Source organism: Psychrobacter sp. LFX-11D (assembly GCF_904846475.1).
Classification (GTDB): domain Bacteria; phylum Pseudomonadota; class Gammaproteobacteria; order Pseudomonadales; family Moraxellaceae; genus Psychrobacter; species Psychrobacter cryohalolentis.
The window spans coordinates 45,357-66,416 of the sequence record NZ_CAJHAV010000002.1 but is presented as its reverse complement, the minus strand read 5'-3'; the positions used below and the strand labels follow the sequence as shown (position 1 = coordinate 66,416).

Annotated in this window: 34 protein-coding genes; 33 read left to right on the top strand and 1 reads right to left on the bottom strand. The window is 43.3% G+C overall.

All coding sequences use genetic code 11. The features are described from left to right. Positions 1–12 precede the first annotated feature (12 nt). Positions 13–327, bottom strand: a complete 315-nt coding sequence (gene gatC, locus JMX75_RS01885; RefSeq protein ID WP_011512845.1) for an Asp-tRNA(Asn)/Glu-tRNA(Gln) amidotransferase subunit GatC — start codon at positions 325–327, stop codon at positions 13–15. Positions 328–1,017: 690 nt separating this feature from the next. On the opposite strand from gatC, the gene JMX75_RS01880 reads away from it, so the two are divergent. The 33 genes from JMX75_RS01880 (at position 1,018) to rplQ (ending at position 21,015) form a co-directional block, all read left to right on the top strand. Next, complete coding sequence (locus JMX75_RS01880; RefSeq protein WP_011512846.1) at positions 1,018–2,046, top strand: rod shape-determining protein; 1,029 nt, start codon at positions 1,018–1,020, stop codon at positions 2,044–2,046. 244 nt (positions 2,047–2,290) lie between these two features. After that, a complete protein-coding gene (gene mreC / locus JMX75_RS01875) occupies positions 2,291–3,151 on the top strand; it encodes a rod shape-determining protein MreC (RefSeq protein WP_201530697.1) in 861 nt (286 codons plus the stop codon). Positions 3,152–3,293: 142 nt separating this feature from the next. After that, the gene (gene mreD, locus JMX75_RS01870; RefSeq protein WP_133105432.1) at positions 3,294–3,779 is read left to right on the top strand and encodes a rod shape-determining protein MreD; all 486 of its coding nucleotides are present in this window, start codon (positions 3,294–3,296) and stop codon (positions 3,777–3,779) included. A 137-nt stretch (positions 3,780–3,916) separates the two neighbouring features. Then, positions 3,917–4,597: a Maf family protein gene (locus tag JMX75_RS01865; RefSeq protein ID WP_201530696.1), complete on the top strand. Its 681-nt coding sequence runs from the start codon at positions 3,917–3,919 to the stop codon at positions 4,595–4,597. Between the two features lie 224 nt (positions 4,598–4,821). Further along, complete coding sequence (locus JMX75_RS01860; protein ID WP_201530695.1) at positions 4,822–6,408, top strand: Rne/Rng family ribonuclease; 1,587 nt, start codon at positions 4,822–4,824, stop codon at positions 6,406–6,408. A gap of 487 nt (positions 6,409–6,895) precedes the next feature. Continuing rightward, positions 6,896–7,207: a 30S ribosomal protein S10 gene (gene rpsJ / locus JMX75_RS01855; RefSeq protein ID WP_010196670.1), complete on the top strand. Its 312-nt coding sequence runs from the start codon at positions 6,896–6,898 to the stop codon at positions 7,205–7,207. A 48-nt stretch (positions 7,208–7,255) separates the two neighbouring features. Then, positions 7,256–7,894: a 50S ribosomal protein L3 gene (rplC, locus tag JMX75_RS01850; RefSeq protein ID WP_011512851.1), complete on the top strand. Its 639-nt coding sequence runs from the start codon at positions 7,256–7,258 to the stop codon at positions 7,892–7,894. Positions 7,895–7,908: 14 nt separating this feature from the next. Next, complete coding sequence (gene rplD / locus JMX75_RS01845; protein ID WP_011512852.1) at positions 7,909–8,511, top strand: 50S ribosomal protein L4; 603 nt, start codon at positions 7,909–7,911, stop codon at positions 8,509–8,511. After that, positions 8,508–8,858 (top strand): 50S ribosomal protein L23, encoded by a 351-nt coding sequence (gene rplW, locus JMX75_RS01840; protein WP_011279789.1) that lies wholly within the window; start codon positions 8,508–8,510, stop codon positions 8,856–8,858. The genes rplD and rplW overlap by 4 nt, the downstream gene beginning before the upstream one ends. An 11-nt stretch (positions 8,859–8,869) precedes the next feature. Next, positions 8,870–9,697: a 50S ribosomal protein L2 gene (gene rplB, locus JMX75_RS01835; protein WP_011512853.1), complete on the top strand. Its 828-nt coding sequence runs from the start codon at positions 8,870–8,872 to the stop codon at positions 9,695–9,697. A 12-nt stretch (positions 9,698–9,709) separates the two neighbouring features. Further along, positions 9,710–9,985 carry a 30S ribosomal protein S19 gene (rpsS, locus tag JMX75_RS01830; protein WP_011279791.1) on the top strand — a complete coding sequence of 92 codons (276 nt, stop codon included), beginning with the start codon at positions 9,710–9,712 and terminating at the stop codon, positions 9,983–9,985. Positions 9,986–9,995: 10 nt separating this feature from the next. After that, positions 9,996–10,325 (top strand): 50S ribosomal protein L22, encoded by a 330-nt coding sequence (gene rplV / locus JMX75_RS01825; RefSeq protein WP_010196689.1) that lies wholly within the window; start codon positions 9,996–9,998, stop codon positions 10,323–10,325. A gap of 3 nt (positions 10,326–10,328) precedes the next feature. Further along, positions 10,329–11,057 carry a 30S ribosomal protein S3 gene (gene rpsC / locus JMX75_RS01820; RefSeq protein WP_011512854.1) on the top strand — a complete coding sequence of 243 codons (729 nt, stop codon included), beginning with the start codon at positions 10,329–10,331 and terminating at the stop codon, positions 11,055–11,057. Positions 11,058–11,060: 3 nt separating this feature from the next. Beyond that, a complete protein-coding gene (rplP, locus tag JMX75_RS01815; RefSeq protein ID WP_011512855.1) occupies positions 11,061–11,474 on the top strand; it encodes a 50S ribosomal protein L16 in 414 nt (137 codons plus the stop codon). Then, positions 11,474–11,671 (top strand): 50S ribosomal protein L29, encoded by a 198-nt coding sequence (gene rpmC / locus JMX75_RS01810; protein ID WP_011279794.1) that lies wholly within the window; start codon positions 11,474–11,476, stop codon positions 11,669–11,671. Before rplP ends, rpmC begins: the two co-directional genes overlap by 1 nt. Next, positions 11,668–11,943, top strand: a complete 276-nt coding sequence (gene rpsQ, locus JMX75_RS01805; protein ID WP_011512856.1) for a 30S ribosomal protein S17 — start codon at positions 11,668–11,670, stop codon at positions 11,941–11,943. The genes rpmC and rpsQ overlap by 4 nt, the downstream gene beginning before the upstream one ends. Positions 11,944–12,124: 181 nt before the next feature. Continuing rightward, positions 12,125–12,493: a 50S ribosomal protein L14 gene (rplN, locus tag JMX75_RS01800; protein ID WP_010196702.1), complete on the top strand. Its 369-nt coding sequence runs from the start codon at positions 12,125–12,127 to the stop codon at positions 12,491–12,493. An 8-nt stretch (positions 12,494–12,501) separates the two neighbouring features. Next, the gene (rplX, locus tag JMX75_RS01795) at positions 12,502–12,819 is read left to right on the top strand and encodes a 50S ribosomal protein L24 (protein WP_011512857.1); all 318 of its coding nucleotides are present in this window, start codon (positions 12,502–12,504) and stop codon (positions 12,817–12,819) included. A gap of 21 nt (positions 12,820–12,840) precedes the next feature. Continuing rightward, on the top strand, positions 12,841–13,377 hold the full coding sequence (gene rplE, locus JMX75_RS01790) for a 50S ribosomal protein L5 (RefSeq protein WP_011512858.1): 537 nt from the start codon (positions 12,841–12,843) through the stop codon (positions 13,375–13,377). A 12-nt stretch (positions 13,378–13,389) separates the two neighbouring features. Beyond that, a complete protein-coding gene (gene rpsN, locus JMX75_RS01785) occupies positions 13,390–13,695 on the top strand; it encodes a 30S ribosomal protein S14 (protein ID WP_011279798.1) in 306 nt (101 codons plus the stop codon). An 11-nt stretch (positions 13,696–13,706) separates the two neighbouring features. Continuing rightward, complete coding sequence (gene rpsH / locus JMX75_RS01780; protein ID WP_011512859.1) at positions 13,707–14,105, top strand: 30S ribosomal protein S8; 399 nt, start codon at positions 13,707–13,709, stop codon at positions 14,103–14,105. 174 nt (positions 14,106–14,279) lie between these two features. Further along, positions 14,280–14,813, top strand: a complete 534-nt coding sequence (rplF, locus tag JMX75_RS01775) for a 50S ribosomal protein L6 (RefSeq protein ID WP_011512860.1) — start codon at positions 14,280–14,282, stop codon at positions 14,811–14,813. 11 nt (positions 14,814–14,824) lie between these two features. Then, positions 14,825–15,175 (top strand): 50S ribosomal protein L18, encoded by a 351-nt coding sequence (rplR, locus tag JMX75_RS01770; protein WP_011279801.1) that lies wholly within the window; start codon positions 14,825–14,827, stop codon positions 15,173–15,175. A gap of 2 nt (positions 15,176–15,177) precedes the next feature. Then, a complete protein-coding gene (gene rpsE, locus JMX75_RS01765; protein ID WP_010196711.1) occupies positions 15,178–15,693 on the top strand; it encodes a 30S ribosomal protein S5 in 516 nt (171 codons plus the stop codon). Between the two features lie 20 nt (positions 15,694–15,713). Next, positions 15,714–15,893 carry a 50S ribosomal protein L30 gene (gene rpmD / locus JMX75_RS01760; protein ID WP_011512861.1) on the top strand — a complete coding sequence of 60 codons (180 nt, stop codon included), beginning with the start codon at positions 15,714–15,716 and terminating at the stop codon, positions 15,891–15,893. Next, positions 15,893–16,333: a 50S ribosomal protein L15 gene (gene rplO / locus JMX75_RS01755; protein WP_011512862.1), complete on the top strand. Its 441-nt coding sequence runs from the start codon at positions 15,893–15,895 to the stop codon at positions 16,331–16,333. Before rpmD ends, rplO begins: the two co-directional genes overlap by 1 nt. 19 nt (positions 16,334–16,352) lie before the next feature. Continuing rightward, positions 16,353–17,684 carry a preprotein translocase subunit SecY gene (secY, locus tag JMX75_RS01750; RefSeq protein ID WP_201530902.1) on the top strand — a complete coding sequence of 444 codons (1,332 nt, stop codon included), beginning with the start codon at positions 16,353–16,355 and terminating at the stop codon, positions 17,682–17,684. 32 nt (positions 17,685–17,716) lie between these two features. After that, on the top strand, positions 17,717–17,833 hold the full coding sequence (gene rpmJ / locus JMX75_RS01745; RefSeq protein WP_010196721.1) for a 50S ribosomal protein L36: 117 nt from the start codon (positions 17,717–17,719) through the stop codon (positions 17,831–17,833). 257 nt (positions 17,834–18,090) lie between these two features. Further along, positions 18,091–18,447 carry a 30S ribosomal protein S13 gene (gene rpsM / locus JMX75_RS01740; RefSeq protein ID WP_011512864.1) on the top strand — a complete coding sequence of 119 codons (357 nt, stop codon included), beginning with the start codon at positions 18,091–18,093 and terminating at the stop codon, positions 18,445–18,447. Positions 18,448–18,467: 20 nt separating this feature from the next. Next, the gene (gene rpsK / locus JMX75_RS01735) at positions 18,468–18,857 is read left to right on the top strand and encodes a 30S ribosomal protein S11 (RefSeq protein WP_010196728.1); all 390 of its coding nucleotides are present in this window, start codon (positions 18,468–18,470) and stop codon (positions 18,855–18,857) included. Positions 18,858–18,905: 48 nt separating this feature from the next. Further along, positions 18,906–19,547 carry a 30S ribosomal protein S4 gene (gene rpsD / locus JMX75_RS01730; protein WP_011512865.1) on the top strand — a complete coding sequence of 214 codons (642 nt, stop codon included), beginning with the start codon at positions 18,906–18,908 and terminating at the stop codon, positions 19,545–19,547. An 81-nt stretch (positions 19,548–19,628) separates the two neighbouring features. Next, entirely contained in the window at positions 19,629–20,636 is a 1,008-nt protein-coding gene (locus tag JMX75_RS01725) for a DNA-directed RNA polymerase subunit alpha (RefSeq protein WP_011279808.1), read from the top strand. Between the two features lie 19 nt (positions 20,637–20,655). Next, positions 20,656–21,015 (top strand): 50S ribosomal protein L17, encoded by a 360-nt coding sequence (gene rplQ, locus JMX75_RS01720; protein WP_011279809.1) that lies wholly within the window; start codon positions 20,656–20,658, stop codon positions 21,013–21,015. Positions 21,016–21,060 lie beyond the last annotated feature (45 nt).

Below are 21,060 nucleotides of genomic sequence, written 5' to 3'. Positions count from 1 at the left end.
AGCGCCAGCCGCCTATTCAATCACTTGCGGTACCAAATACAAGCCATCTTCGACAGCAGGGGCGACCGATTGATTGCGTTCACGATTGATATCGTGTTTAGCGACATCAGCACGCAAATCTTGGCAAGCTTCATGAATGTTTGATAAAGGTTTGATATCGGTGGTATCGACATTACCAAGCGTGTTCATCAGCTTAAGTATTTTAGAGATATCAGCAGCATAGCTATCGGCAGTATTTTCATCGACACCTAAACGGGCAAGGTTGGCAACTTCTAGGATTTCTTCACGGCTGACAGTGTTGTCAGACGTTAATGGTTGCTGTGACATAGTGTCTCCAGTTACGGACAGTTTTTGTTAGAGTAGAATATGACTAAAACAGATAAGCACTAAAATAAGCGACTTATATAAAGATGTAAGTATACAGTGGCTTTATTATAAAGCATCTGACCGAAGTTTACAGAGCAGGACACTTGATTACAGCACAATCTTTACTCACAAGATTGTTTAAAAGGGCTTATTCACGACTCTTCTATTAAAAAAGGCTCAACTTAATAAGCAATTATGCAAAGCTGACTGGATAGTAAAAGTTGATGGTCAATAGCTCCCCATTTAATGACGAAATACGTTACAGTGGGTAGCTGCTGCTAAGCAAGTTATCAAGCAAATTACTTAATAAGTATCATAAGACGGTAGCTCCTTGTGAGTGATTGAATTAAAGGCTGTTTCATCAAAGCGGCTGGTATGGTCTGCGATTTCAAACTTTGTAACAACTTTTAGCGCATAAGCGCAAAATCCGAGCGTACTAATGCAAATATCTGTGTTTTTTTTGAGCCAAATCGGTATAATTTAGCTCAGTTTTTTCATTTCATCATTATAGCTTCGGTTTGACTTGTTACGATGATAAACTCTCGCCACGGGTAATGTCTAAAGACGACCTGCTCAATACTGACGAGTAATCCCTCGGTCACTCTCATTTGCCTCATTCGCCTCATTTGTAATACGCTGGAAATATTAGTCATGAACCTGTTTGGATTTTTATCAAATAATATCGCAATCGACCTCGGTACTGCGAACACCCTTATTTTTATTCCTGGTAAAGGCGTGGTGCTCGATGAGCCTACGGTGGTCGCTTTAAGAAGCAATCGCACACAGAACCCTACCGTTGCTGCTGTTGGTATTGATGCCAAGCAGATGCTGGGTCGTACGCCTGCCAATATTACGGCTATCCGCCCTTTAAAAGACGGCGTAATTGCTGACTTTGAAGTGACGCAAAAAATGCTTAAGCATTTTATCGCCAAGGTAAAGGCTAAGCGTTTTATGGCCCAGCCTAATGTGGTGGTTTGCGTGCCTTGCAAGTCTACCCTTGTTGAGCGAAAAGCGATTCGTGAAGCGGTATCGTCAGCTGGCGCCAGCAAAGTATTGTTACTAGAAGAGCCAATGGCAGCAGCGATTGGTGCTGGCATGCCGGTTCATGAAGCCAGCGGTTCGATGGTCGTTGATATCGGCGGTGGTACCACTGAGATTGCCGTTATCGCTTTGTCAGGTTGTGTCTATGCTGAGTCTATCCGTATCGGTGGCGATATGTTTGATGATGCCATTATTACCCATGTACGTCGTATTCATGGCTGCGTGATTGGTGAAACCACGGCTGAGCGTATCAAACAAGAAGTTGGCTCTGCGCTAAATGAAGACAGCCAGTTAGAAGTAGAAGTACGCGGACGTAGCATGGCAGAAGGCGTACCAAAAACCTTCACTGTCAACTCAGAAGAAGTGCAGAAAGCTTTGAGTGATCCGTTAAGTGGTATCGTCAGCGCGGTAAAAGCAGCACTTGAGCAGACGCCACCAGAGTTGTCATCAGACATCGCTGAACGCGGTATTGTCTTGACTGGTGGCGGCGCACTATTACGTGACCTAGATAAGCTCATCTCAAGAGAGACAGGCTTACCAGTTACAGTCGCTGAAGATCCATTAACTTGCGTGAGCCGTGGTGGCGGTATTGCGCTTGATTTTATCAATAACAAAAGCCTAAATATGATTTTTGTATAAATCACTGTTTATCAAGCATTGTCATACTAGCAATGTTAGACAAGGCTGAAGTTAACGATAACTAGGCATGAGAAAGGGTGGATAAATAACATTGAAGGTAGCCAAAAAGGTTGCCTTTAATATTATCAATAAAGGCAATCAATATCTGATAGATACTGAGCTTTTTTTGATATCAAATGCCTTTTATATAGTGCTATTCAGTGCTGGCTAATGCTCACATTAAAACCTCTACATTAGACGAACTATGACTCCAAGTATTTTTGCCCGCCAGCCACTCGCGCTTCGTATGACTGCTGTTTTATTAATAGTGGCATTGATATTGATGTGGTTTGATAGCAAAAATCCAGAATGGTTCAAGCCCATACGCTCAACGAGCCACGCCGCAATGCAGCCTATTTACGAGCTGTCATTATTACCCAGTTATGCACAACACTGGTCAAGCGGCAGCCTACAATCAAAAGAAACGCTGCGCCGCGAAAACATGCAGCTCAGATCTCAACTTATTCACGCGCAAGCTAAATTGCAGCAGCAAGATTATATCTTGGCGCAAAACGCTCGCCTGCAAGGTATTCTATCGACCACGCGCCCTGAACAATTTGATTTAAATCTGGCACAGGTAATTGGTACTGACACCAATCTACTGCGTCAAATTGTGGTGTTGAATAAAGGGGAGCAAGATGGGGTACAAGTTGGGCAAACGGTCATTGATGAAAACGGCATTTTAGGGCAGATTATCAATGTCTATCCTAATACCAGCCGTTTATTGCTTATTACTGATGAACAGCAGTCCGTCGCCGTTACTGTCAAGCGGACAGGTCAGCGCGCTATTGTCACTGGTCAGGGTATACCTACTTCATTGAGCCTTGAGTACGTCTTTAAAACCTCAGATGTACGCGTCGGGGATGAGCTGGTCTCGTCTGGATTAGGGGGGCGTATCCCTGCCGGCTACCGTGTTGGTCGTATCACCCATATTGAAGACACGCAAGCGGATAATTTTAGAAGCATTGATGTCACACCTGCCGCAAACTTTGTCGATAATGCTTATGTGCTGATATTGCAAGACAAGCTGGCTAATAAAAACAATATTGGCCTCAATGAGTCTTGATGGTCATTGTTAGAGATAATCATTGCCCGATAACCAGCCGCTATTCTATTTAAGTGCGCTGTTTTACTCCTCGTTTTTTATTCCCTGCAATGCTGAATTCATTATTAAGTAGCTGCTAAACATCCGCTAAAGGTACGTATTCATGGCATATCCTGATTCTGATCATGCAAATGGGCTGCTGCATGCCGTGATTGTACTGAGTTTTATTATTGCCTCATCGCTCAGTGTTTATCCATTAAGTCCTAGTATGGCCACATTGCGTCCTATGATCATGATCATGGTATTGATTTTTTGGTTATTGTTTCAGCCGCGTTATGTGGGCATTTTTAGTGCCTTTGCTATTGGCCTTATTGCTGATTTGCTGATGGATACTCATTTAGGACAGCAGGCTTTTTCTGCTGTGGCAGTGGCGCTTATGATAAAGGTGACCAGTATCTATATCAGACAGCTAAATACGATTAGTGCATGGATAATAGCGAGTTTAGGATTGTTTGTATTTCAAGCAAGTCTGTGGATGCTACAGATGTTTGTACAAGATGTCTTTGTTGCCCAATCTACTTTTTCTTTGTTGATGAGTATTATTAGCTGGCCATTGGTACTATTGACGTTACGAAAATTTGTGCGTTAATCAGGTTGGTTACATCGATTATCAATATAAGTATTTTCATCACATATGGTTTTTACAAGCATCAAAGATAAACGACCCTCGTTTATTTATGACTAAACCTATCAATATCAAGTTTCTACATAATATAGAGAGTAGTGATGGATATTATCTTAGCATCCGGCTCGCCGCGTCGTCGCGAGTTACTAAACAGAGCGCAACTAGAATTTACTGTCATCAGCGTTGATATCGATGAAACGCCTTATCAAGATGAGTCGCCCAAAGACTATATTGTTCGTATGGTTGCCGCCAAAGCAGAGGCAGCAACTGTGCAGCTAAATAGACAGTTAAAGAATAATGACGCTCACTTATATCAATTACTCTTATCGAAGCCTATTATTTTATTGACCTCTGATACCATTGGGGTATTGCCAGATGGCAAAACAGTCTTGGTCAAACCGAATAATCGCGAAGATGCTTATCGTATGTGGCAGCAAATGTCCGATAGTACTCATGAAGTATGGACGGCGGTACAGGCAACGCAACTCTCATTACAGCCTAAACGTTCTGATGAGTTCGATAATGAGCAAGTATGGCAAATCATCAATCAGCAACAAGTTATTGAACGCACAGAGGTCACCTTTGTAGTGCTTACTCCAGAGATGATGAGTGATTATTGGGACAGCGGCGAGCCTGCAGATAAGGCGGGTGGCTATGGTATTCAAGGGTTGGGTGCGGCTTGGGTTAGCCGTATTAATGGCAGCTATACCAATGTAGTGGGCTTACCGCTTGCCCAAACGCTGGCATTGATTAAAGAGATGACCAACAATGCTACGCTTTAAAATTTTGATGCCTAAATAGATAATACCTAATAAAGCTTACATGCTCAAAAAGGTTAGAGTAGGGGTATGGATCCAGCAGTGCTTTAAGATGAAGTTCGATATTAAACCATCTGCACATAATGACACGCTTGTGTCATGGGCAAAAGCAAGCGGCATTTGTTACACTGTCAGGCTACCAAACTATGAATGCTTCACCAGAAAGCTAAGTGATAAGAGAAAATACTATGTCCGAAGAGCTGCTGATTAATATTAGTCCCATGGAGTCCCGTGTTGCCGTACTAGATAACGGTATCTTGGGCGAGATTTATATTGAGCGTCATCATAAACTGGGTTTGGTTGGTAACATTTACTTGGGTACAGTGGTGCGCGTTCTGCCGGGTATGCAGGCAGCCTTTGTCGATATTGGTCAGTCACGTACTGCATTCTTACACGTTAATGATATGCAGCGTGAACCTCGTCCAGCTGCCAAAAGCATTAAAGTCGAAAAGACTGGTGATGAGCGCACTATTATAGAGGTGACGGCTGACGATTTAGCCATCACGCCGCCTGTAATAAGTACGCAGAACACAGAAGTTGTATCAGTTTCGAAAACTCTCATCCAGCATCGCCTACACGAGAGCCAACGTATCTTAGTTCAAGTCACCAAAGATCAGTTAGGCAGTAAAGGCGCGCGCTTAACCACCAATATATCACTGCCATCTCGCTATCTGGTCTACTTGCCATCGAGTGAGCATATCGGTATCTCGCAGCGTATTGATGGTGAAGAAGAGCGTACCCGTCTCAAGACTGAGCTTACTAGTCTGATGCAGACGGTTAATCTTAAAGGTGGATTGATTGCGCGTACAGCCGCTGAGCGTGTCCCCGTTGATAAACTTGAAGAAGATATCTACTACTTATTGCAGCTATGGCGGACGATATGCGCCCGTCGCCAAGAAATGAAGCCTAATCAAAGCTCAGAGCTTATTTATCAAGAATTATCGCTACCACTGCGTTCTATCCGTGATTTGGTACACGCTGGTACCGAAAAAGTCGTGATTGATAATTCGCAGATATATGAGCAGGTTAGATACTTTGCCAAGGAATTTGTGCCTTTTGTCTATGATCGCATAGTACATTATACCGCTGAGCAGTCTCTGTTTGATGTGCACCGCGTCGAAGATGATTTACGTGATGCGCTCAAACGTCGCGTTGATTTAAAGTCGGGCGGCTATCTGATTATTGACCAAACTGAAGCGATGACCACCATTGATGTCAATACTGGCTCATTCGTTGGTGGGCGTTCATTAGAAGATACCGTCTACAAAACGAATCTAGAGGCAACACACGCGATAGCCCGTCAACTGCGCTTACGTAATCTAGGCGGTATTATTATCCTAGACTTCATCGATATGCTTGAGCAGCAGCACAAGGATGATATCTTAGAGAGCTTGCAGTCACAGTTAGTACAAGATTATGCCAAAACCAAAATCACTCAAGTCAGTGAGCTTGGTTTGGTTGAGATGACCCGTAAGCGTACCCGTGAATCGCTTGGTCAGCAACTATGTGAGCCTTGCTCGACCTGTCAAGGGCGCGGCTTTGTCAAAACCGCTGAGACGGTCTGCTTTGAGATATTTCGTGAAATCATGCGCTGTGCTCGTACTTATAACTCTCCAAAGAAGTTTACGGTGGTCGCTCATGCGGCAGTGATTGATTTATTACTGACGTCAGAATCGGATACCGTGGCAGATTTAGAGTATTTGCTTGGTAGAGTGATTACCTTTGATGTTGAGAATTTATATACCCAAGAACAATACGATATAGTATTAGATTGAACCTCAAGGCGGGATCTGAATAGTAAGTATTGCCGTCAAATGTTGAAAACTTAGGGCATTTAATGGGACGGTTTAGCTTTGATGCTTAGTAAGCAATTGGTTAAAAGTTAAGAGAATTTGGTTTAAAAACCAATATTTATATCAAACAGTTGTGTATATCATTGTAAATAATCCCCTTGCAATCATCTGATTATTATGTATAATACAGACCACTGAATTATATATGCGCAGCCAATCAAACAGCTGGCGCTATGACAGCTAGAGCATCGTTTCTAGCACTATTTCATTATGCCTTTGCTGACATCCTACAATGGAAGGGTCGGCGGGGCTTTAAACTATTTTGCTTTTGGCACGCTATAAGTTCGGATAAAGAACTCATTCTGGTTTAGAACAGAAGGCCGCTTTAAGTGAATATTTAACCAAACGGCTTTTGCTCATATCCTTGCAAAGCAAGAATGACAAAAGCACATATTAGGAGCTTGCTGGCATGGCTAACCAGAGAATCCGTATCCGTCTTAAGTCTTTTGATCATCGTCTGATTGATCAATCTGCACAAGAGATTGTTGATACTGCAAAGCGCACCGGTGCGCAAGTTTGTGGTCCTGTACCGTTGCCGACTCGCATTGAGCGCTTCAACGTTCTAACTTCACCACACGTAAACAAAGACGCTCGTGATCAGTACGAAATCCGTACTCATAAGCGTATGGTTGACATTGTTCAACCTACCGATAAAACTGTGGATGCGCTAATGAAGCTTGACTTAGCGGCGGGTGTTGACGTTCAAATTGCTTTGGGTTAATGCACATAAACACCCAACCCATTAATATAAGATATAAAGAGGTCTAAAATGGCGATCGGTTTAGTCGGTAAAAAATGCGGCATGACCCGTGTCTTCACTGAAGCAGGCGCATCTATCCCTGTAACAGTGGTTGAGATCAGTGCTAACCGCATTACTCAAGTAAAAAATACTGATGTAGATGGCTATCAAGCCATCCAAGTTACTACAGGCACCCGTCGTGACAGCCGCGTAACAGCAGCTCAAAAAGGTCACTTCGCTAAAGCCGGCGTTGCCGCTGGTCGTGGTGTTTGGGAATTTCGTGCCAATGACAGCGATCTTGAAGGTCGTGAGATTGGTGGTGAGATCCTAGCTGACTTGTTCGAACAAGGTCAGATGGTTGATGTCACAGGAAACAGTAAAGGTAAAGGCTTTCAAGGCGGCGTGAAGCGTCACAACTTCAGCATGCAAGATGCCACTCATGGTAACTCAGTATCTCACCGTGCCATTGGTTCAACTGGTCAAAACCAGTCACCAGGTAAAGTCTTCAAAGGCAAAAAAATGCCAGGTCAGATGGGTAACAAACGCGTTACCGTTCAAGGCCTAGAAGTGATATCGGTTGATGTTGAAAATGGGTTACTTGTCATCAAGGGTGCTATCCCAGGTGCCACCGGTGGCGATGTCATCGTACGTCCGTCAGTCAAAGCCTAAGCAAGGGGATTAACGTGGATTTAAAAACAGTTACAGGGGCGGCAGTTGAGCTTTCTGATACGGCTTTCGGTCGTGAATTCAACGAAGCACTAGTGCATCAAGTCGTCACCGCATATCTTGCTGGTGCTCGCCAAGGTACACGCGCTCAAAAGACCCGTGCCGAAGTTTCTGGTGGTGGCATTAAGCCATGGCGCCAAAAAGGTACTGGTCGCGCTCGTGCAGGTTCTATTCGTAGCCCAATCTGGCGTGGGGGCGGTCGTGCATTCGCGGCTAAGCCACAAGATTGGTCACAGAAAGTTAACCGTAAGATGTATCGCGGTGCTATGCAGTGCATCCTAGCCGAATTGATTCGCCAAGAGCGTCTGATTTTGGTTGAAGAGATAAGCGTTTCTGGTCCTAAGACCAAAGAGCTGATCGCAAAGTTAGGTGAGTTAAATGCATCACGTGCATTAATCGTCACCAAAGAAGTTGACGAAAACTTATACTTAGCTGCTCGCAACATCCCACATGTCAATGTACTTGATACAAGTGAAGTGGATCCAGTGAGCTTGATCGCTTTTGATAAAGTGATCATGACAGTCGAAGCTGCGAAACAATTTGAGGAAGCACTAGCATGAATAACGCAAGACTTTATCAGATCCTAAGAGGACCTGTATTCTCAGAGAAATCTCAAATGCTTGGCGACTCACTTGGTGTGCAGGTATTTAAAATTGACTCTAAGGCTACTAAGCTTGAAGTTAAAAAAGCAGTTGAGATGATGTTTGAAGGTGTTGAAGTTTTAAAAGTAAACACATTGAACGTTAAAGGTAAGACAAAGCGTTTTGGTAAAAGTATCGGCCGTCGTAATGACTATAAAAAAGCCTATGTTACCTTAAAAGCTGGTCAAGATGTACAAATGGCTGATGCTGGTGAAGAGGTCGCAAATACGACTGCTTCTACTAGTGAAACAGCGAATAACGAATAAGGATTACACTCATGCCTATCGTAAGAGCAAAGCCAACATCACCAGGCCGTCGTTTTGTTGAAAAAGTAGTGCATCCACACCTTTATAAAGGTCGTCCGTTTGCAGCGCTTCTAGAATCAAAAAGCAAGACCGGTGGTCGTAACAATAATGGCCGTATCACTACTCGTCACATCGGCGGTGGTCATAAGCAACATTATCGTATTATCGATTTTAAACGCACTAAAGACAATATCCCAGCTACAGTAGAGCGTATTGAATACGATCCTAACCGTACTGCGCATATTGCTTTACTTAAGTACGCTGACGGCGAACGTCGTTATATTATCGCTGCTAAAAAGCAAGCAGTTGGCGATACTGTAATGTCAGGTGAATTATCACCAATTCGTCCAGGTAACTGTTTACCGCTAAAAAACATACCACTAGGTACTGTGATCCATAATATCGAACTTAAAATCGGTAAAGGCGCACAGATGGCTCGTGCTGCGGGTGCTAGCGTTCAGCTACTAGGTCGTGACGGTATTTATGCAATTCTTCGTTTGCGTTCTGGCGAAACTCGCCGTGTACACGTAAATTGCCGTGCTGTTATCGGTGAAGTTTCTAATACTGAAAACAACTTGAAATCACTTGGTAAAGCCGGTGCTTCACGTTGGAGAGGTATTCGTCCTTCTGTTCGTGGTGTCGCTATGAACCCGGTTGATCACCCACATGGTGGTGGTGAAGGTCGTAACAAAGGTCGCCATCCTACTAGCCCTTGGGGTCAGAAGTCTAAAGGACTTAAAACGCGTCACAATAAGCGTACTGACAACATGATCATCCGCCGTCGCGCCAAGAAGAAATAAAGGAAGAATTTCATGCCTCGTTCATTGAAAAAAGGTCCATTCATAGACGCGCATTTATTTGCTAAAGTTGAAACTGCATTAGAAACCAACTCACGCAAACCAATTAAAACTTGGTCGCGCCGTTCAATGATTCTGCCACAAATGGTTGGCCTAACTTTATCTGTTCACAATGGCCGTACTCATGTACCGGTTATCGTAAGTGAACAGATGGTTGGTCATAAACTAGGTGAATTTGCCCCGACTCGTACATATCGTGGTCACGGCATTGACAAGAAAGCTAAGAGATAAGGTGCTTACCATGGAAGTAACTGCAAAATTACGCGGTGCCGCCATATCGGCACAAAAAGTTAGACTCGTTGCTGATGAAGTTCGTGGCAAATCTATTGAGCGTGCTTTGGATATCCTAACGTATAGCAATAAAAAAGGCGCGGTTTTTGTTAAGAAATGTCTTAACTCTGCCATCGCCAATGCTGAAAACAACAACGGTTTAGATATCGATACTCTTAAAGTATCAACCATCTACGTTGATGAAGGCATTACGCTAAAACGTATCCTACCACGTGCTAAAGGTCGCGCTGATCGTATTAGTAAGCGTACCTGTCACATCACTATAAAGGTAGGGGAATAAGTTATGGGACAAAAAGTACATCCAATCGGAATTCGTCTTGGTGTTGTAAAAAAGCATAACGCAAACTGGTATGCTAGCCCTAAACAATACTCAGAATACCTAATTAACGACATTCAGGTTCGTGAATATCTGCGCAAGAAACTTGATAGTGCTATGATTAGCAAAATCATGATTGAGCGTCCTACTGGTGCTGCTAAGATTACCATCGCCACTGCGCGTCCTGGTATTGTTATCGGTAAGAAAGGCGAAGATATTGAAAGACTTCAAAAAGAATTGACCAAAATTATGGGCGTACCTGCTCAGGTCAACATTGAAGAAATCACCTCGCCTGATCTTGATGCTCATTTAGTAGCGGAAGGCATCGCAAGTCAGCTTGAGCGTCGTGTTATGTTCCGCCGTGCTATGAAGCGTGCGGTACAGAACAGCATGCGTTCTGGTGCTAAAGGTATTAAAGTTGAGCTGTCTGGCCGTCTTGGCGGTGCTGAGATTGCTCGTACTGAATGGTACCGTGAAGGTCGTGTGCCACTGCATACACTACGCGCTGATATCGACTATTCGTCAGTACGTGCGGAAACCACTTACGGCACCATCGGTGTAAAAGTTTGGATCTTCCGTGGCGAAATCCTTGACGGTATGAACAGTGTATACAATCCCGTTAAAGAAGAGCAGACTCGTGCGCCAAAACGCCGTGGTCGTGGAAACGGAAACCGTCGAAACACAGACAGAGGTTAAACTATGTTACAGCCAAAACGTACCAAGTTTCGTAAAATGCACAAAGGTCGTAACACTGGGCTAGCTCATCGTGGAAGCACCGTTGCATTCGGACAAATTGGTCTAAAATCTTTGACTCGTGGTCGTATGACTGCCCGTCAAATTGAAGCAGCACGCCGTACCATCACTCGTAAAATTAAGCGTGGCGGTAAGATTTGGATTCGCGTTTTCCCAGACAAACCAATTACCAATAAACCATTAGAAGTACGTATGGGTAAAGGTAAAGGTCCTGTAGAATATTGGGTATGCGAAATCAAACCTGGTAAAATACTATATGAACTTGAAGGGATTTCAGAAGAGCTTGCTCGCGAAGCGTTAACGCTTGCTGCAGCTAAACTGCCCTTTAAAACTACCATTGTTAAGCGGACGATAATGTAATGAAGATCAGTGAATTACGTGATAAATCATTAGAAGAACTGACCCAGTTACTTGATGAAAAGCAACTTGATGCTTTCCGTATTCGTATGGCTAAAGCAACTGGTCAGTTGGGGAATACCCATGAAGTACGTGTCAATCGTCGTGCGATTGCTCAGCTTCAGACTTTGATTAACGAGAAACAACGAGGCGACTCATGAGCGATAACAATCAAGCAACGACCAATGCTAGTGTTCTGACAGGACGAGTTGTCAGTGACAAGATGGACAAGTCCATCACGGTTTTGATTGAGCGTCTGGTTCGTCATCCTTTATATGGCAAGCAGCTTCGTCGTTCTACTAAAATCAAAGCACATGATGAGAATAATGTTTGCCAACAAGGCGATCTTGTCCGCATCAAAGAAACGCGTCCAATCTCAAAAACCAAGTCTTGGACTTTGGTTGATGTGGTTGAAAAAGTAGAAAAAATCTAAGTAAATTGCATTAAAAGCCAGAAGCTGTTAAAATAGCTGCCTTTTTAAGGATACTGATTGCGCCGAGCGTATATCACTCACATTAAGAGTAGCAGCGGTTATTAATATTAAAATGCCGACTACTCATACTGTGCTAGCGGCAGCAACTGGTTTTTATTGCTCATACGTGTGGAGTAACGCTATGATTCAGGTTGAATCTATGCTGGAAGTTGCAGATAATAGCGGTGCAAGACGAGTTCAGTGCATTAAAGTACTGGGTGGCTCTCATCGTCGTTATGCATCAGTTGGCGACATTATTAAAGTAACGGTTAAAGAAGCCATTCCTCGCGGTCGTGTTAAAAAAGGCGACGTGATGAATGCGGTAGTTGTACGTACCAAAAAAGGCGTTCGTCGTCCTGATGGTTCGGTATTACGTTTTGACGACAATGCTGCGGTATTGTTGAACCAAAACAAAGCGCCGATTGCAACTCGTATTTTTGGACCGGTAACTCGTGAACTACGTGGTGATCAGTTTATGAAAATTGTATCACTAGCACCAGAAGTATTGTGAGGTAATCCATGTCAAAATTACGTAAAGGCGATACAGTTATCGTGATTGCTGGGAAAGACAAAGGCAAGCAAGGTACTGTACAAGCTGTAAAAAACGATCGTATTAAAGTTGAAGGCATTAACATTGTCACTAAACATCAGAAGCCAAATCAGGCAACTGGCGTTGAAGGCGGCATTCTTAAGCAAGAAGCTTTTCTGCATATCTCAAATGTCGCAATCTTAAATGCGCAAACCCAAAAAGCTGATCGTATTACTTATCAGTTCGGCGAAGACGGCAAGAAACAACGCCTGTATCGTTCGAACGGTGAAGTAGTGGCGACTGCGTAAGACACTAAGGGTGTAATGGTAATGGCAAGATTAAAATCTTTATATAACGAAGAATTAAAACAGCAAATCAAAGAAGAACTTGGTTTGGCGAATGTGATGCAAGTGCCAAAAATCACTAAAATCACACTAAATATGGGTGTAGGCGGCGCGTCTCAAGACAAGAAATTGCTTGAAGGTGCTGTGGCTGATATGACTGCTATTGCTGGTCAAAAACCTGTAGTCACCAAAGCGCGTAAATCAGTTGCTGGCTTTAAAATTCGTGAAGAATGGCCAATTGGCTGTAAAGTAACGCTACGCGGTGAGCAAATGTACGAATTTTTAGATCGTCTCATTGCCATTGCAATTCCTCGTATTCGTGATTTCCGTGGTTTTTCTCCTAAAGCCTTTGACGGACGTGGTAACTACTCATTGGGTATCAAAGAACAAATCGTATTCCCAGAAGTAGACTTTGACAAGATTGATCGTATCCGTGGTATGGATGTGACAATTACTACGTCAGCTCAATCTGATGAAGAAGGTCGTGCGTTGCTTAAAGCTTTCGGCTTCCCATTTAAATAAGGTAAAGACGTTATGGCAAAGAAGAGCATGATTAACCGCGAATTAAAGCGCGAAAAAATGGTTGCTAAGTACGCTGATAAGCGTATCAAGCTAAAAGAAACTATCAGTGATATGACTGCAAGTGACGAAACTCGTATGGAAGCGATGCTAGAGCTACAAGCTTTACCACGTAACGCATCACCAGTACGTCTGCGCAATCGTTGTGCTATCACGGGTCGTCCTCACGGTTACTTCCGCAAGTTTGGCTTATCACGCAATATGCTGCGTGAGCGTGTCATGCAAGGCGATGTGCCTGGTGTTCGTAAAGCAAGCTGGTAAGGGGTAACTATATGAGTATGCAAGATACCGTTGGGGATATGCTAACCCGTATTCGTAACGCACAAATGGCTAATAAAGTATCGGTAGCAATGCCGAACTCTAAGCTACGCAAATCAATCGCTGATTTGTTGGTTAACGAAGGTTATGTTGCTAGCGCTGTTGTTACTGAAGAAAACAACAACAAAGCAACTTTAACCATCGTATTAAAATACTTCGAAGGCAAAGCTGTCATCGAAACGATTCAACGTTTTAGCCGTCCTGGTTTACGCCAGCATCGCGGTAAAGACGCTATCCCTACTGTTAAGCAAGGTATGGGTGTTGCTATTGTATCAACTAGCCAAGGCATCATGACTGATCGTGCTGCACGCGCTGCTGGTATCGGTGGTGAAGTCGTCGCATTTGTAGCGTAAGCTACACGACGATAAAGTCTATTTGACGCTGTTAGGCTTCTTTCAATGTGGTAATGATAAATTATTTAACATTGTTAGGTGTCTAACGCGGTCAACTATGCTAAACTAACACGCTTTTTAGCCTGTTAGTTTTTTCGCTAATATAAAGAAGTTAATTTTCTAAGGAATATTCCTATGTCTCGTGTGGCTAAAGCCCCAGTGACGCTGCCAAACGGTGTAAGCGTTACTTTGAACGATCGGCAGGTCGAAGTTAAAGGCAAGAACGGCAATATGTCTTTACGCCTGCATGAATTGGTCGAGCTGAAACAGGAAGATGATGCAATCATTTTCTCACCTACAGTCGATTCAAAAGAAGCGATGATGCATACTGGCACCATGCGCTCTTTACTAAACAATTTAGTAATAGGCGTTAACGAAGGCTTTGAAAAACGTCTTCAGTTGATTGGTGTTGGTTACCGTGCTCAAGCTGCTGGTAATAAAGTAACGCTAAACGTTGGTTACTCACATCCAGTAGAATATACGTTACCTGAAGGTGTATCAGCTGAAACTCCAACGCAAACTGAAATCGTTTTAAAATCAAACGATAAGCAGCAGCTTGGTCAAGCAGCAGCCGATATCCGCGGTTTCCGCCCACCTGAGCCTTACAAAGGTAAAGGTATTCGTTATAGTGACGAGCATGTGATTCGCAAAGAAGCCAAGAAAAAATAAGGTGAGTTGAAATGTTTGATAAAAAAGCAGCTCGTCTACGTCGAGCTAAGAAAACCCGCGCACATATCCGTTTTTTGGGCGTTCATCGTCTAACGGTTAATCGTACGCCAAGACACATCTATGCCCAGATTATCTCTCCGAACGGTGGTGAAGTGATTGCTCAGGCATCTACCTTAGACAGCAGCTTGCGTTCAGGCGCGACTGGTAACGCTGATGCAGCGACGTCTGTAGGCCAAATGATCGCAGAACGCGCAAAAGCAGCTGGTATTACTAAAGTTGCATTTGACCGTAGTGGTTTTAAATATCATGGTCGAGTAAAAGCTTTAGCTGAAGCTGCTCGCGAAAACGGATTGGAGTTTTAATCATGGCTAGAAATGATAAAAATGATAAAAATGAACAGACTGACGGTCTAGTAGAACGCTTAGTTACCGTTGATCGCGTTGCAAAAGTTGTTAAAGGTGGTCGTATTTTCTCTTTTACTGCACTAACTGTAGTTGGTGATGGTAATGGTCGTGTTGGTTTTGGTCGCGGTAAAGCACGTGAAGTGCCAGCTGCTATTCAAAAAGCACTAGAAGCTGCCAAACGTAATATGATTACTGTTGAGCTAAATGATGCAACTTTGTATCATCCGATCAAAGCACGTCATGGTGCTAGTAAAGTCTATATGCAACCTGCATCTGAAGGTACTGGCGTAATCGCTGGTGGCGCAATGCGTGCTGTATTAGAAGTTGCTGGTGTCAAAGATGTTTTGACTAAATGTTATGGTTCTACCAACACTGCTAACGTTGTTCGTGCAACGTTTAACGGTTTACGTGATATGTCAACTCCAGAAAAGATGGCAGCAAAACGTGGTAAATCTGTAGACGAAATCTTGGGTTAACTTAGACTAGGTGAGTTACGATGAAAAAAATGAAAGTCACTCAATTCAAATCGGGTGCCCATCGCCTCAAGAGCCACAAAGCATGCTTGAAAGGATTGGGTTTACGCCGTATTAATCATTCTGTTGTAGTAGAAGATACTCCTTCAACTCGTGGTATGGTCAATCGCGTTAACTACTTGGTAAAAGTGGAGGAAGCGTAATGGGTCTTAGATTAAATGAATTATCACCAGGTGTTGGCGCAAAGAAAACTGCCCAACGTCGTGGTCGTGGTATCGGTTCAGGCCTTGGTAAAACTGGTGGTCGTGGTGTAAAAGGTCAGAAATCTCGTTCAGGTTCTAGCATACGCTCAGGATTTGAAGGTGGTCAAATGCCTTTATATCGTCGTCTACCAAAATTTGGTTTTACTAGTAAAATGGCTATGACGACTGCTGAAGTTCGTCTGTCTGAACTGAGCCAAATTGAAGGCGATGTCGTTAGTATTGAAACTTTGAAAGCTGCTAACCTTATCCGTCGTGACATGAAGCGTGCGCGCGTTATGTTGTCGGGTGAAGTCACTAAAGCTTATACTTTTAAAGGTATCAAAGTGACTAAAGGCGCTAAGCAAGCAATCGAAGCTGCTGGTGGTAGCATCGAGGAGTAGTAACGTGTCAAAGCAATCAATGTCATCGACTGGTATACCGCTTAATCCTTTTGCCTTTATACGTAAGTATGATGAGCTATGGACGCGTTTGTTATTCTTAATCGGCGCATTGATTGTTTATCGTTTTGGGTCGCATATCCCAGTACCGGGTATCAATCCGGTTAACTTGGCTGATCTGTTTTCGCGCAACGAAAATACCATCCTGAGCATGTTTAATATGTTCTCAGGTGGTGCACTAGAGCGTATGTCCATCATGGCACTTGGTATTATGCCATATATCTCAGCATCGATTATTGTACAGATGATGTCTGCGGTATTGCCATCGCTTGAAGCTCTCAAAAAAGAGGGTGAAGCGGGACGACGTAAGCTAAACAAGTATACCCGTCAAGGGACACTTGCATTAGCTCTAGTACAGTCATTAGGGATGTGTGCTGGCTTAATCAGCCAAAATCTTACTTTATCTTCTGGTCTGACTTTCTATATTCCAGCGGTTACTTCATTGGTAGCTGGTGCTATGTTCTTAATGTGGCTTGGTGAGCAGATTACAGAGCGCGGCGTAGGTAATGGTATCTCAATGCTCATTTTTGCGAGTATTGTGGCTGGTACGCCAGGTATGATTTCGCAGTCTATTGAACAGGTCAACCAAGGTCAAATGAACTTGATTGTCCTCTTTATCTTTGCATTGTTAGGTGTCGCGGTTACTGCGGGTATCGTCTATATTGAACGTGCTCAGCGCCGTGTTCCTGTCAATTATGCGCAAAAACAACAGCAAGGTCGCAAGATTTACGCTCAGCAGCAATCACATTTGCCGTTGAAACTAAATATGGCAGGGGTTATTCCTGCTATTTTTGCTAGCTCATTGCTATTGTTTCCTGCAAGTTTAGGGCAGTGGGTTGGTCAATCGCCTGATCCTACCTTGACGCAAAAGATATTGCAAAATATGGCATTGGTGTTGTCCCCAGGACAGCCGCTGTATCTCGTTCTATTTGGTGCAATGATTATCTTTTTCTGTTACTTCTACACGGCATTGGTATTTAGTCCGCGTGAAGTGGCTGAAAACCTTAAACGTAGTGGTGCGTATATCCCAGGTATTCGCCCAGGACAACAAACTCAGCGTTACCTCGATCATGTATTAAACCGATTGACCTTCATTGGCGCGATATATATGACGGTTATTTGTTTAATGCCAATGGTCGTGCAGTCATCGTTTGGTGTGCCGTTTCAACTTGGTGGTACGTCGTTACTGATTATGGTGGTTGTGGTAATGGACTTCATCTCGCAGATTCAAGCGCATTTGATGACCCATCAATATCATGATCAGACGTTAATTCAATCGCCCACTCAATCTTAAATGAGCGGTACGATATCTCAAAGGAGTATGCTATGAAAGTTCAAGCATCAGTTAAAAAGATTTGTGGTAGCTGTAAAGTTGTGCGCCGTAAAGGCCGTGTACATATCATTTGTACCGCAGAACCTCGCCACAAGCAACGCCAAGGTTAATAATTTAAGCAAGTCAGTTTTAAGTGATTGGTTTGCTTATTAAATTAATACTTGAAAAATGACGGCGGATGCGATATCATCCGCCACTTGCCGTAGTTTATGCAAAATCTTTTATGAAATGATCAATGAATAGATTGGTTTACCAACTCGAAGCAGCGATAATAATTATAAAAGCTTTAGTATTGACAGCAACAAATCTGAAAAATAACACTTTATTTTAATCAATAAGGGTATTTTTCTTTAATGGAGAGAAATCAATGGCTCGTATTGCCGGCGTAAACATTCCGGATAATAAGCATGCTGTTATTTCACTAACTTACATCTTTGGTGTAGGTCGTACCACTGCTCAGAAAATCTTAGAAGCAGTTGGCATTGCCCCTAGTACTAAAGTCAGTCAGTTAGATGATACACAGTTAGATGCTATCCGTGCACAAGTTGCAGAATACATGACTGAAGGTGATCTTCGTCGTGAAGTGTCAATGAATATCAAGCGCTTGGTTGATCTTGGTTGTTACCGTGGCATCCGCCATCGTCGTAACTTACCAGTCAGAGGTCAAAACACCAAGAACAACGCTCGTACTCGTAAGGGTCCGACACGCCCTCTCAAAAGATAATTAACTTAGGAAGCTAAAAGATGGCAAAAGACACTCGCAGTCGCAAAAAGGTGGCTCGTCGTTCAGTATCGGAGGGCATTGCCCATATCCATGCGTCTTTTAATAACACCATTGTTACGATTACCGATCGTCAAGGTAATGCATTGGCTTGGGCCACTTCAGGTGGACAAGGCTTCCGTGGTTCACGTAAATCTACACCATTTGCAGCTCAGGTTGCAGCTGAAGTCGCTGGTAAAGCGGCTCAAGAATATGGTGTTAAGAACATCGATGTTTTGGTCAAAGGACCAGGACCGGGTCGTGAGTCTGCGGTAAGAGCACTAGGTGCATTGGGTTATAAAGTCAACAGCATCTCTGATGTAACCCCAATCCCACACAATGGTTGCCGTGCGCCGAAAAAGCGCCGCGTCTAATATTAAAGACGAAGCTTTTTATAATAGAAGCTTATAGGAGACATAACAATGGCCCGTTATATTGGACCAAAACTCAAATTATCACGTCGTGAAGGCACTGACTTAGGTCTTAAGTCTGGTGTTAAACCATACGACGTAAAAACGAAAAAATCGGCTCGTCCACCTGGTCAACATGGTGTTAGCCGTAACAAAAGCTCAGAGTACTCTCTACAGTTACGTGAAAAACAAAAAGTTAAGCGTATCTACGGTGTATTAGAGCGTCAGTTTGCAAACTACTACAAAGAAGCTGCTCGTAAGCGTGGCGCTACTGGTGAAAACTTGTTAGCAATGCTTGAGAGTCGTCTTGATAACGTAGTATATCGTATGGGCTTTGGCTCTACGCGCGCTGAAGCACGTCAGCTAGTTAGCCATCGTACTGTTATGGTGAAAAAAGCTGGCCGTGATGAGTTTATTCGTGTGAATATTCCATCAATTCAGTTGCAAGATGGTGATGTCATCGCTATCCAAGAGAAGTCTCGCGAGCAATTACGTATTAAAAACGCAATTGAGCTGGCTACCCAACGTGGTATTCCAGAATGGCTAGATGTTGATCACAGCAAGCTACAGGGCACGTTCAAAAAAGCGCCTGATCGTATTGATCTACCTGCTGAAATCAACGAAAGCTTAATCGTTGAGCTATACTCTAAGTAAGTAACGTACTGCTCGATGCTGTTCACATGGCATTGAGCAATTAACGTTAATTAAACCAGTTTAATAAATCGAGGTGACATCATGATGCTAAATGCAACTGAGTTTCTAACGCCGAACGCCATCAACGTGGATACGGTTAATGAAACGATTGCGAAAGTCACGCTCGAACCGTTAGAACGCGGCTTTGGGCATACCTTGGGTAATGCCTTACGTCGCATCTTGTTATCTTCATTACCTGGTGCTGCAGTCATTGAAGCTGAGATTGATGGTGTTGACCATGAATACTCAACGCTTGAAGGACTACAAGAAGATGTGCTTGATTTGCTTTTGAACTTAAAAGGCTTAGCAATCACCCTTCATGACCAAAATGAAGTATTTTTGACCTTGGATAAACAAGGTCCAGGCACTATTACTGCTGCAGACATCACGTTACCGCACAATGTGGACATCATCAATCCAGAATTGGTATTGGGTACATTGAGTGATCGTGGTCATCTAAAGATGCGTTTGCGCGTAGTAATGGGTCGTGGATATGAGCCAGCAAACCAGCGCCGTGAAGATGGTGATACTAAAGCGATTGGACGCTTAAAACTTGATGCAAGTTTTAGTCCTGTGCTTCGTGTTGCTTATCAGGTTGAGAACGCACGTGTAGAACAACGTACCGATCTTGATCGTCTTATCATTGAGCTTGAAACAAATGGCACTATAGATCCAGAAGAAGCAATTCGTAAAGCAGCCACTATATTACAACAACAGATTTCTATCTTTGTTGACCTAGAAGCTGAAGAAGCGCCTGAGCCTGTGAAAGAAAAAGAAGAGGTTGATCCGGTGCTATTACGCCCTGTGGACGATCTTGAACTAACGGTTCGCTCAGCCAACTGCTTAAAAGCTGAAAACATTTACTATATCGGTGATTTGGTACAGCGTTCAGAGACTGAACTTCTAAAAACCCCAAATCTTGGTAAGAAATCATTGACAGAAATCAAAGACGTACTAGCGTCTAAAGATTTGGAGCTTGGTATGCGCCTAGATAACTGGCCACCAGCTGATTTACGTGTTGATGATCGCTTTTCTTATCGTAGCCGTTAAACTTTAAGGATTTTTGACTATGCGCCATCGTAAGAGTGGAGTCAAGCTGGGTCGTACCGGCAGTCATCGTAAGGCAATGTTTCAGAACATGACCAACTCATTATTTGAGCATGAACTGATCAAAACAACTTTACCAAAAGCAAAAGAGTTACGTCGCGTTGCTGAGCCATTGATCACTATGGCTAAAGAAGACAGCGTTGCTAACCGTCGCTTGGCATTTAGCCGTATGCGTAGCAAAGCTATGGTAGGCAAATTATTTGGTACTCTTGGTCCTCGTTACCAAGCTCGTCCAGGTGGTTATTTGCGTATCGTAAAATGTGGTTACCGTGATGGTGACAATGCGCCTATGGCTTATGTAGAATTGGTTGATCGCGACTAATTTTACAATAACCAAAATATGTACATAAAAAAGCTCCAATTCAAT

Bases quoted from the DNA above. Each gene is read 5' to 3' on its own strand.
- rpmJ (WP_010196721.1), top strand. From the start codon at position 17,717: ATGAAAGTTCAAGCATCAGTTAAAAAGATTTGTGGTAGCTGTAAAGTT.
- rpsC (WP_011512854.1), top strand. From the start codon at position 10,329: ATGGGACAAAAAGTACATCCAATCGGAATTCGTCTTGGTGTTGTAAAA.
- gatC (WP_011512845.1), bottom strand. From the start codon at position 327: ATGTCACAGCAACCATTAACGTCTGACAACACTGTCAGCCGTGAAGAA.
- mreD (WP_133105432.1), top strand. From the start codon at position 3,294: ATGGCATATCCTGATTCTGATCATGCAAATGGGCTGCTGCATGCCGTG.
- rplO (WP_011512862.1), top strand. From the start codon at position 15,893: ATGGGTCTTAGATTAAATGAATTATCACCAGGTGTTGGCGCAAAGAAA.
- rplB (WP_011512853.1), top strand. From the start codon at position 8,870: ATGCCTATCGTAAGAGCAAAGCCAACATCACCAGGCCGTCGTTTTGTT.
- rpsN (WP_011279798.1), top strand. From the start codon at position 13,390: ATGGCAAAGAAGAGCATGATTAACCGCGAATTAAAGCGCGAAAAAATG.
- rplF (WP_011512860.1), top strand. From the start codon at position 14,280: ATGTCTCGTGTGGCTAAAGCCCCAGTGACGCTGCCAAACGGTGTAAGC.
- JMX75_RS01865 (WP_201530696.1), top strand. From the start codon at position 3,917: ATGGATATTATCTTAGCATCCGGCTCGCCGCGTCGTCGCGAGTTACTA.
- rplQ (WP_011279809.1), top strand. From the start codon at position 20,656: ATGCGCCATCGTAAGAGTGGAGTCAAGCTGGGTCGTACCGGCAGTCAT.
- rplW (WP_011279789.1), top strand. From the start codon at position 8,508: ATGAATAACGCAAGACTTTATCAGATCCTAAGAGGACCTGTATTCTCA.
- rplN (WP_010196702.1), top strand. From the start codon at position 12,125: ATGATTCAGGTTGAATCTATGCTGGAAGTTGCAGATAATAGCGGTGCA.
- secY (WP_201530902.1), top strand. From the start codon at position 16,353: ATGTCATCGACTGGTATACCGCTTAATCCTTTTGCCTTTATACGTAAG.
- rplP (WP_011512855.1), top strand. From the start codon at position 11,061: ATGTTACAGCCAAAACGTACCAAGTTTCGTAAAATGCACAAAGGTCGT.
- rplX (WP_011512857.1), top strand. From the start codon at position 12,502: ATGTCAAAATTACGTAAAGGCGATACAGTTATCGTGATTGCTGGGAAA.
- rpsH (WP_011512859.1), top strand. From the start codon at position 13,707: ATGAGTATGCAAGATACCGTTGGGGATATGCTAACCCGTATTCGTAAC.
- rpsJ (WP_010196670.1), top strand. From the start codon at position 6,896: ATGGCTAACCAGAGAATCCGTATCCGTCTTAAGTCTTTTGATCATCGT.
- mreC (WP_201530697.1), top strand. From the start codon at position 2,291: ATGACTCCAAGTATTTTTGCCCGCCAGCCACTCGCGCTTCGTATGACT.
- rpsQ (WP_011512856.1), top strand. From the start codon at position 11,668: ATGAGCGATAACAATCAAGCAACGACCAATGCTAGTGTTCTGACAGGA.
- rplV (WP_010196689.1), top strand. From the start codon at position 9,996: ATGGAAGTAACTGCAAAATTACGCGGTGCCGCCATATCGGCACAAAAA.
- rpsS (WP_011279791.1), top strand. From the start codon at position 9,710: ATGCCTCGTTCATTGAAAAAAGGTCCATTCATAGACGCGCATTTATTT.
- rpsE (WP_010196711.1), top strand. From the start codon at position 15,178: ATGGCTAGAAATGATAAAAATGATAAAAATGAACAGACTGACGGTCTA.
- rplE (WP_011512858.1), top strand. From the start codon at position 12,841: ATGGCAAGATTAAAATCTTTATATAACGAAGAATTAAAACAGCAAATC.
- rpmC (WP_011279794.1), top strand. From the start codon at position 11,474: ATGAAGATCAGTGAATTACGTGATAAATCATTAGAAGAACTGACCCAG.
- rplC (WP_011512851.1), top strand. From the start codon at position 7,256: ATGGCGATCGGTTTAGTCGGTAAAAAATGCGGCATGACCCGTGTCTTC.
- rpsM (WP_011512864.1), top strand. From the start codon at position 18,091: ATGGCTCGTATTGCCGGCGTAAACATTCCGGATAATAAGCATGCTGTT.
- JMX75_RS01725 (WP_011279808.1), top strand. From the start codon at position 19,629: ATGATGCTAAATGCAACTGAGTTTCTAACGCCGAACGCCATCAACGTG.
- rplR (WP_011279801.1), top strand. From the start codon at position 14,825: ATGTTTGATAAAAAAGCAGCTCGTCTACGTCGAGCTAAGAAAACCCGC.
- rpsD (WP_011512865.1), top strand. From the start codon at position 18,906: ATGGCCCGTTATATTGGACCAAAACTCAAATTATCACGTCGTGAAGGC.
- rpsK (WP_010196728.1), top strand. From the start codon at position 18,468: ATGGCAAAAGACACTCGCAGTCGCAAAAAGGTGGCTCGTCGTTCAGTA.
- rpmD (WP_011512861.1), top strand. From the start codon at position 15,714: ATGAAAAAAATGAAAGTCACTCAATTCAAATCGGGTGCCCATCGCCTC.
- JMX75_RS01880 (WP_011512846.1), top strand. From the start codon at position 1,018: ATGAACCTGTTTGGATTTTTATCAAATAATATCGCAATCGACCTCGGT.
- JMX75_RS01860 (WP_201530695.1), top strand. From the start codon at position 4,822: ATGTCCGAAGAGCTGCTGATTAATATTAGTCCCATGGAGTCCCGTGTT.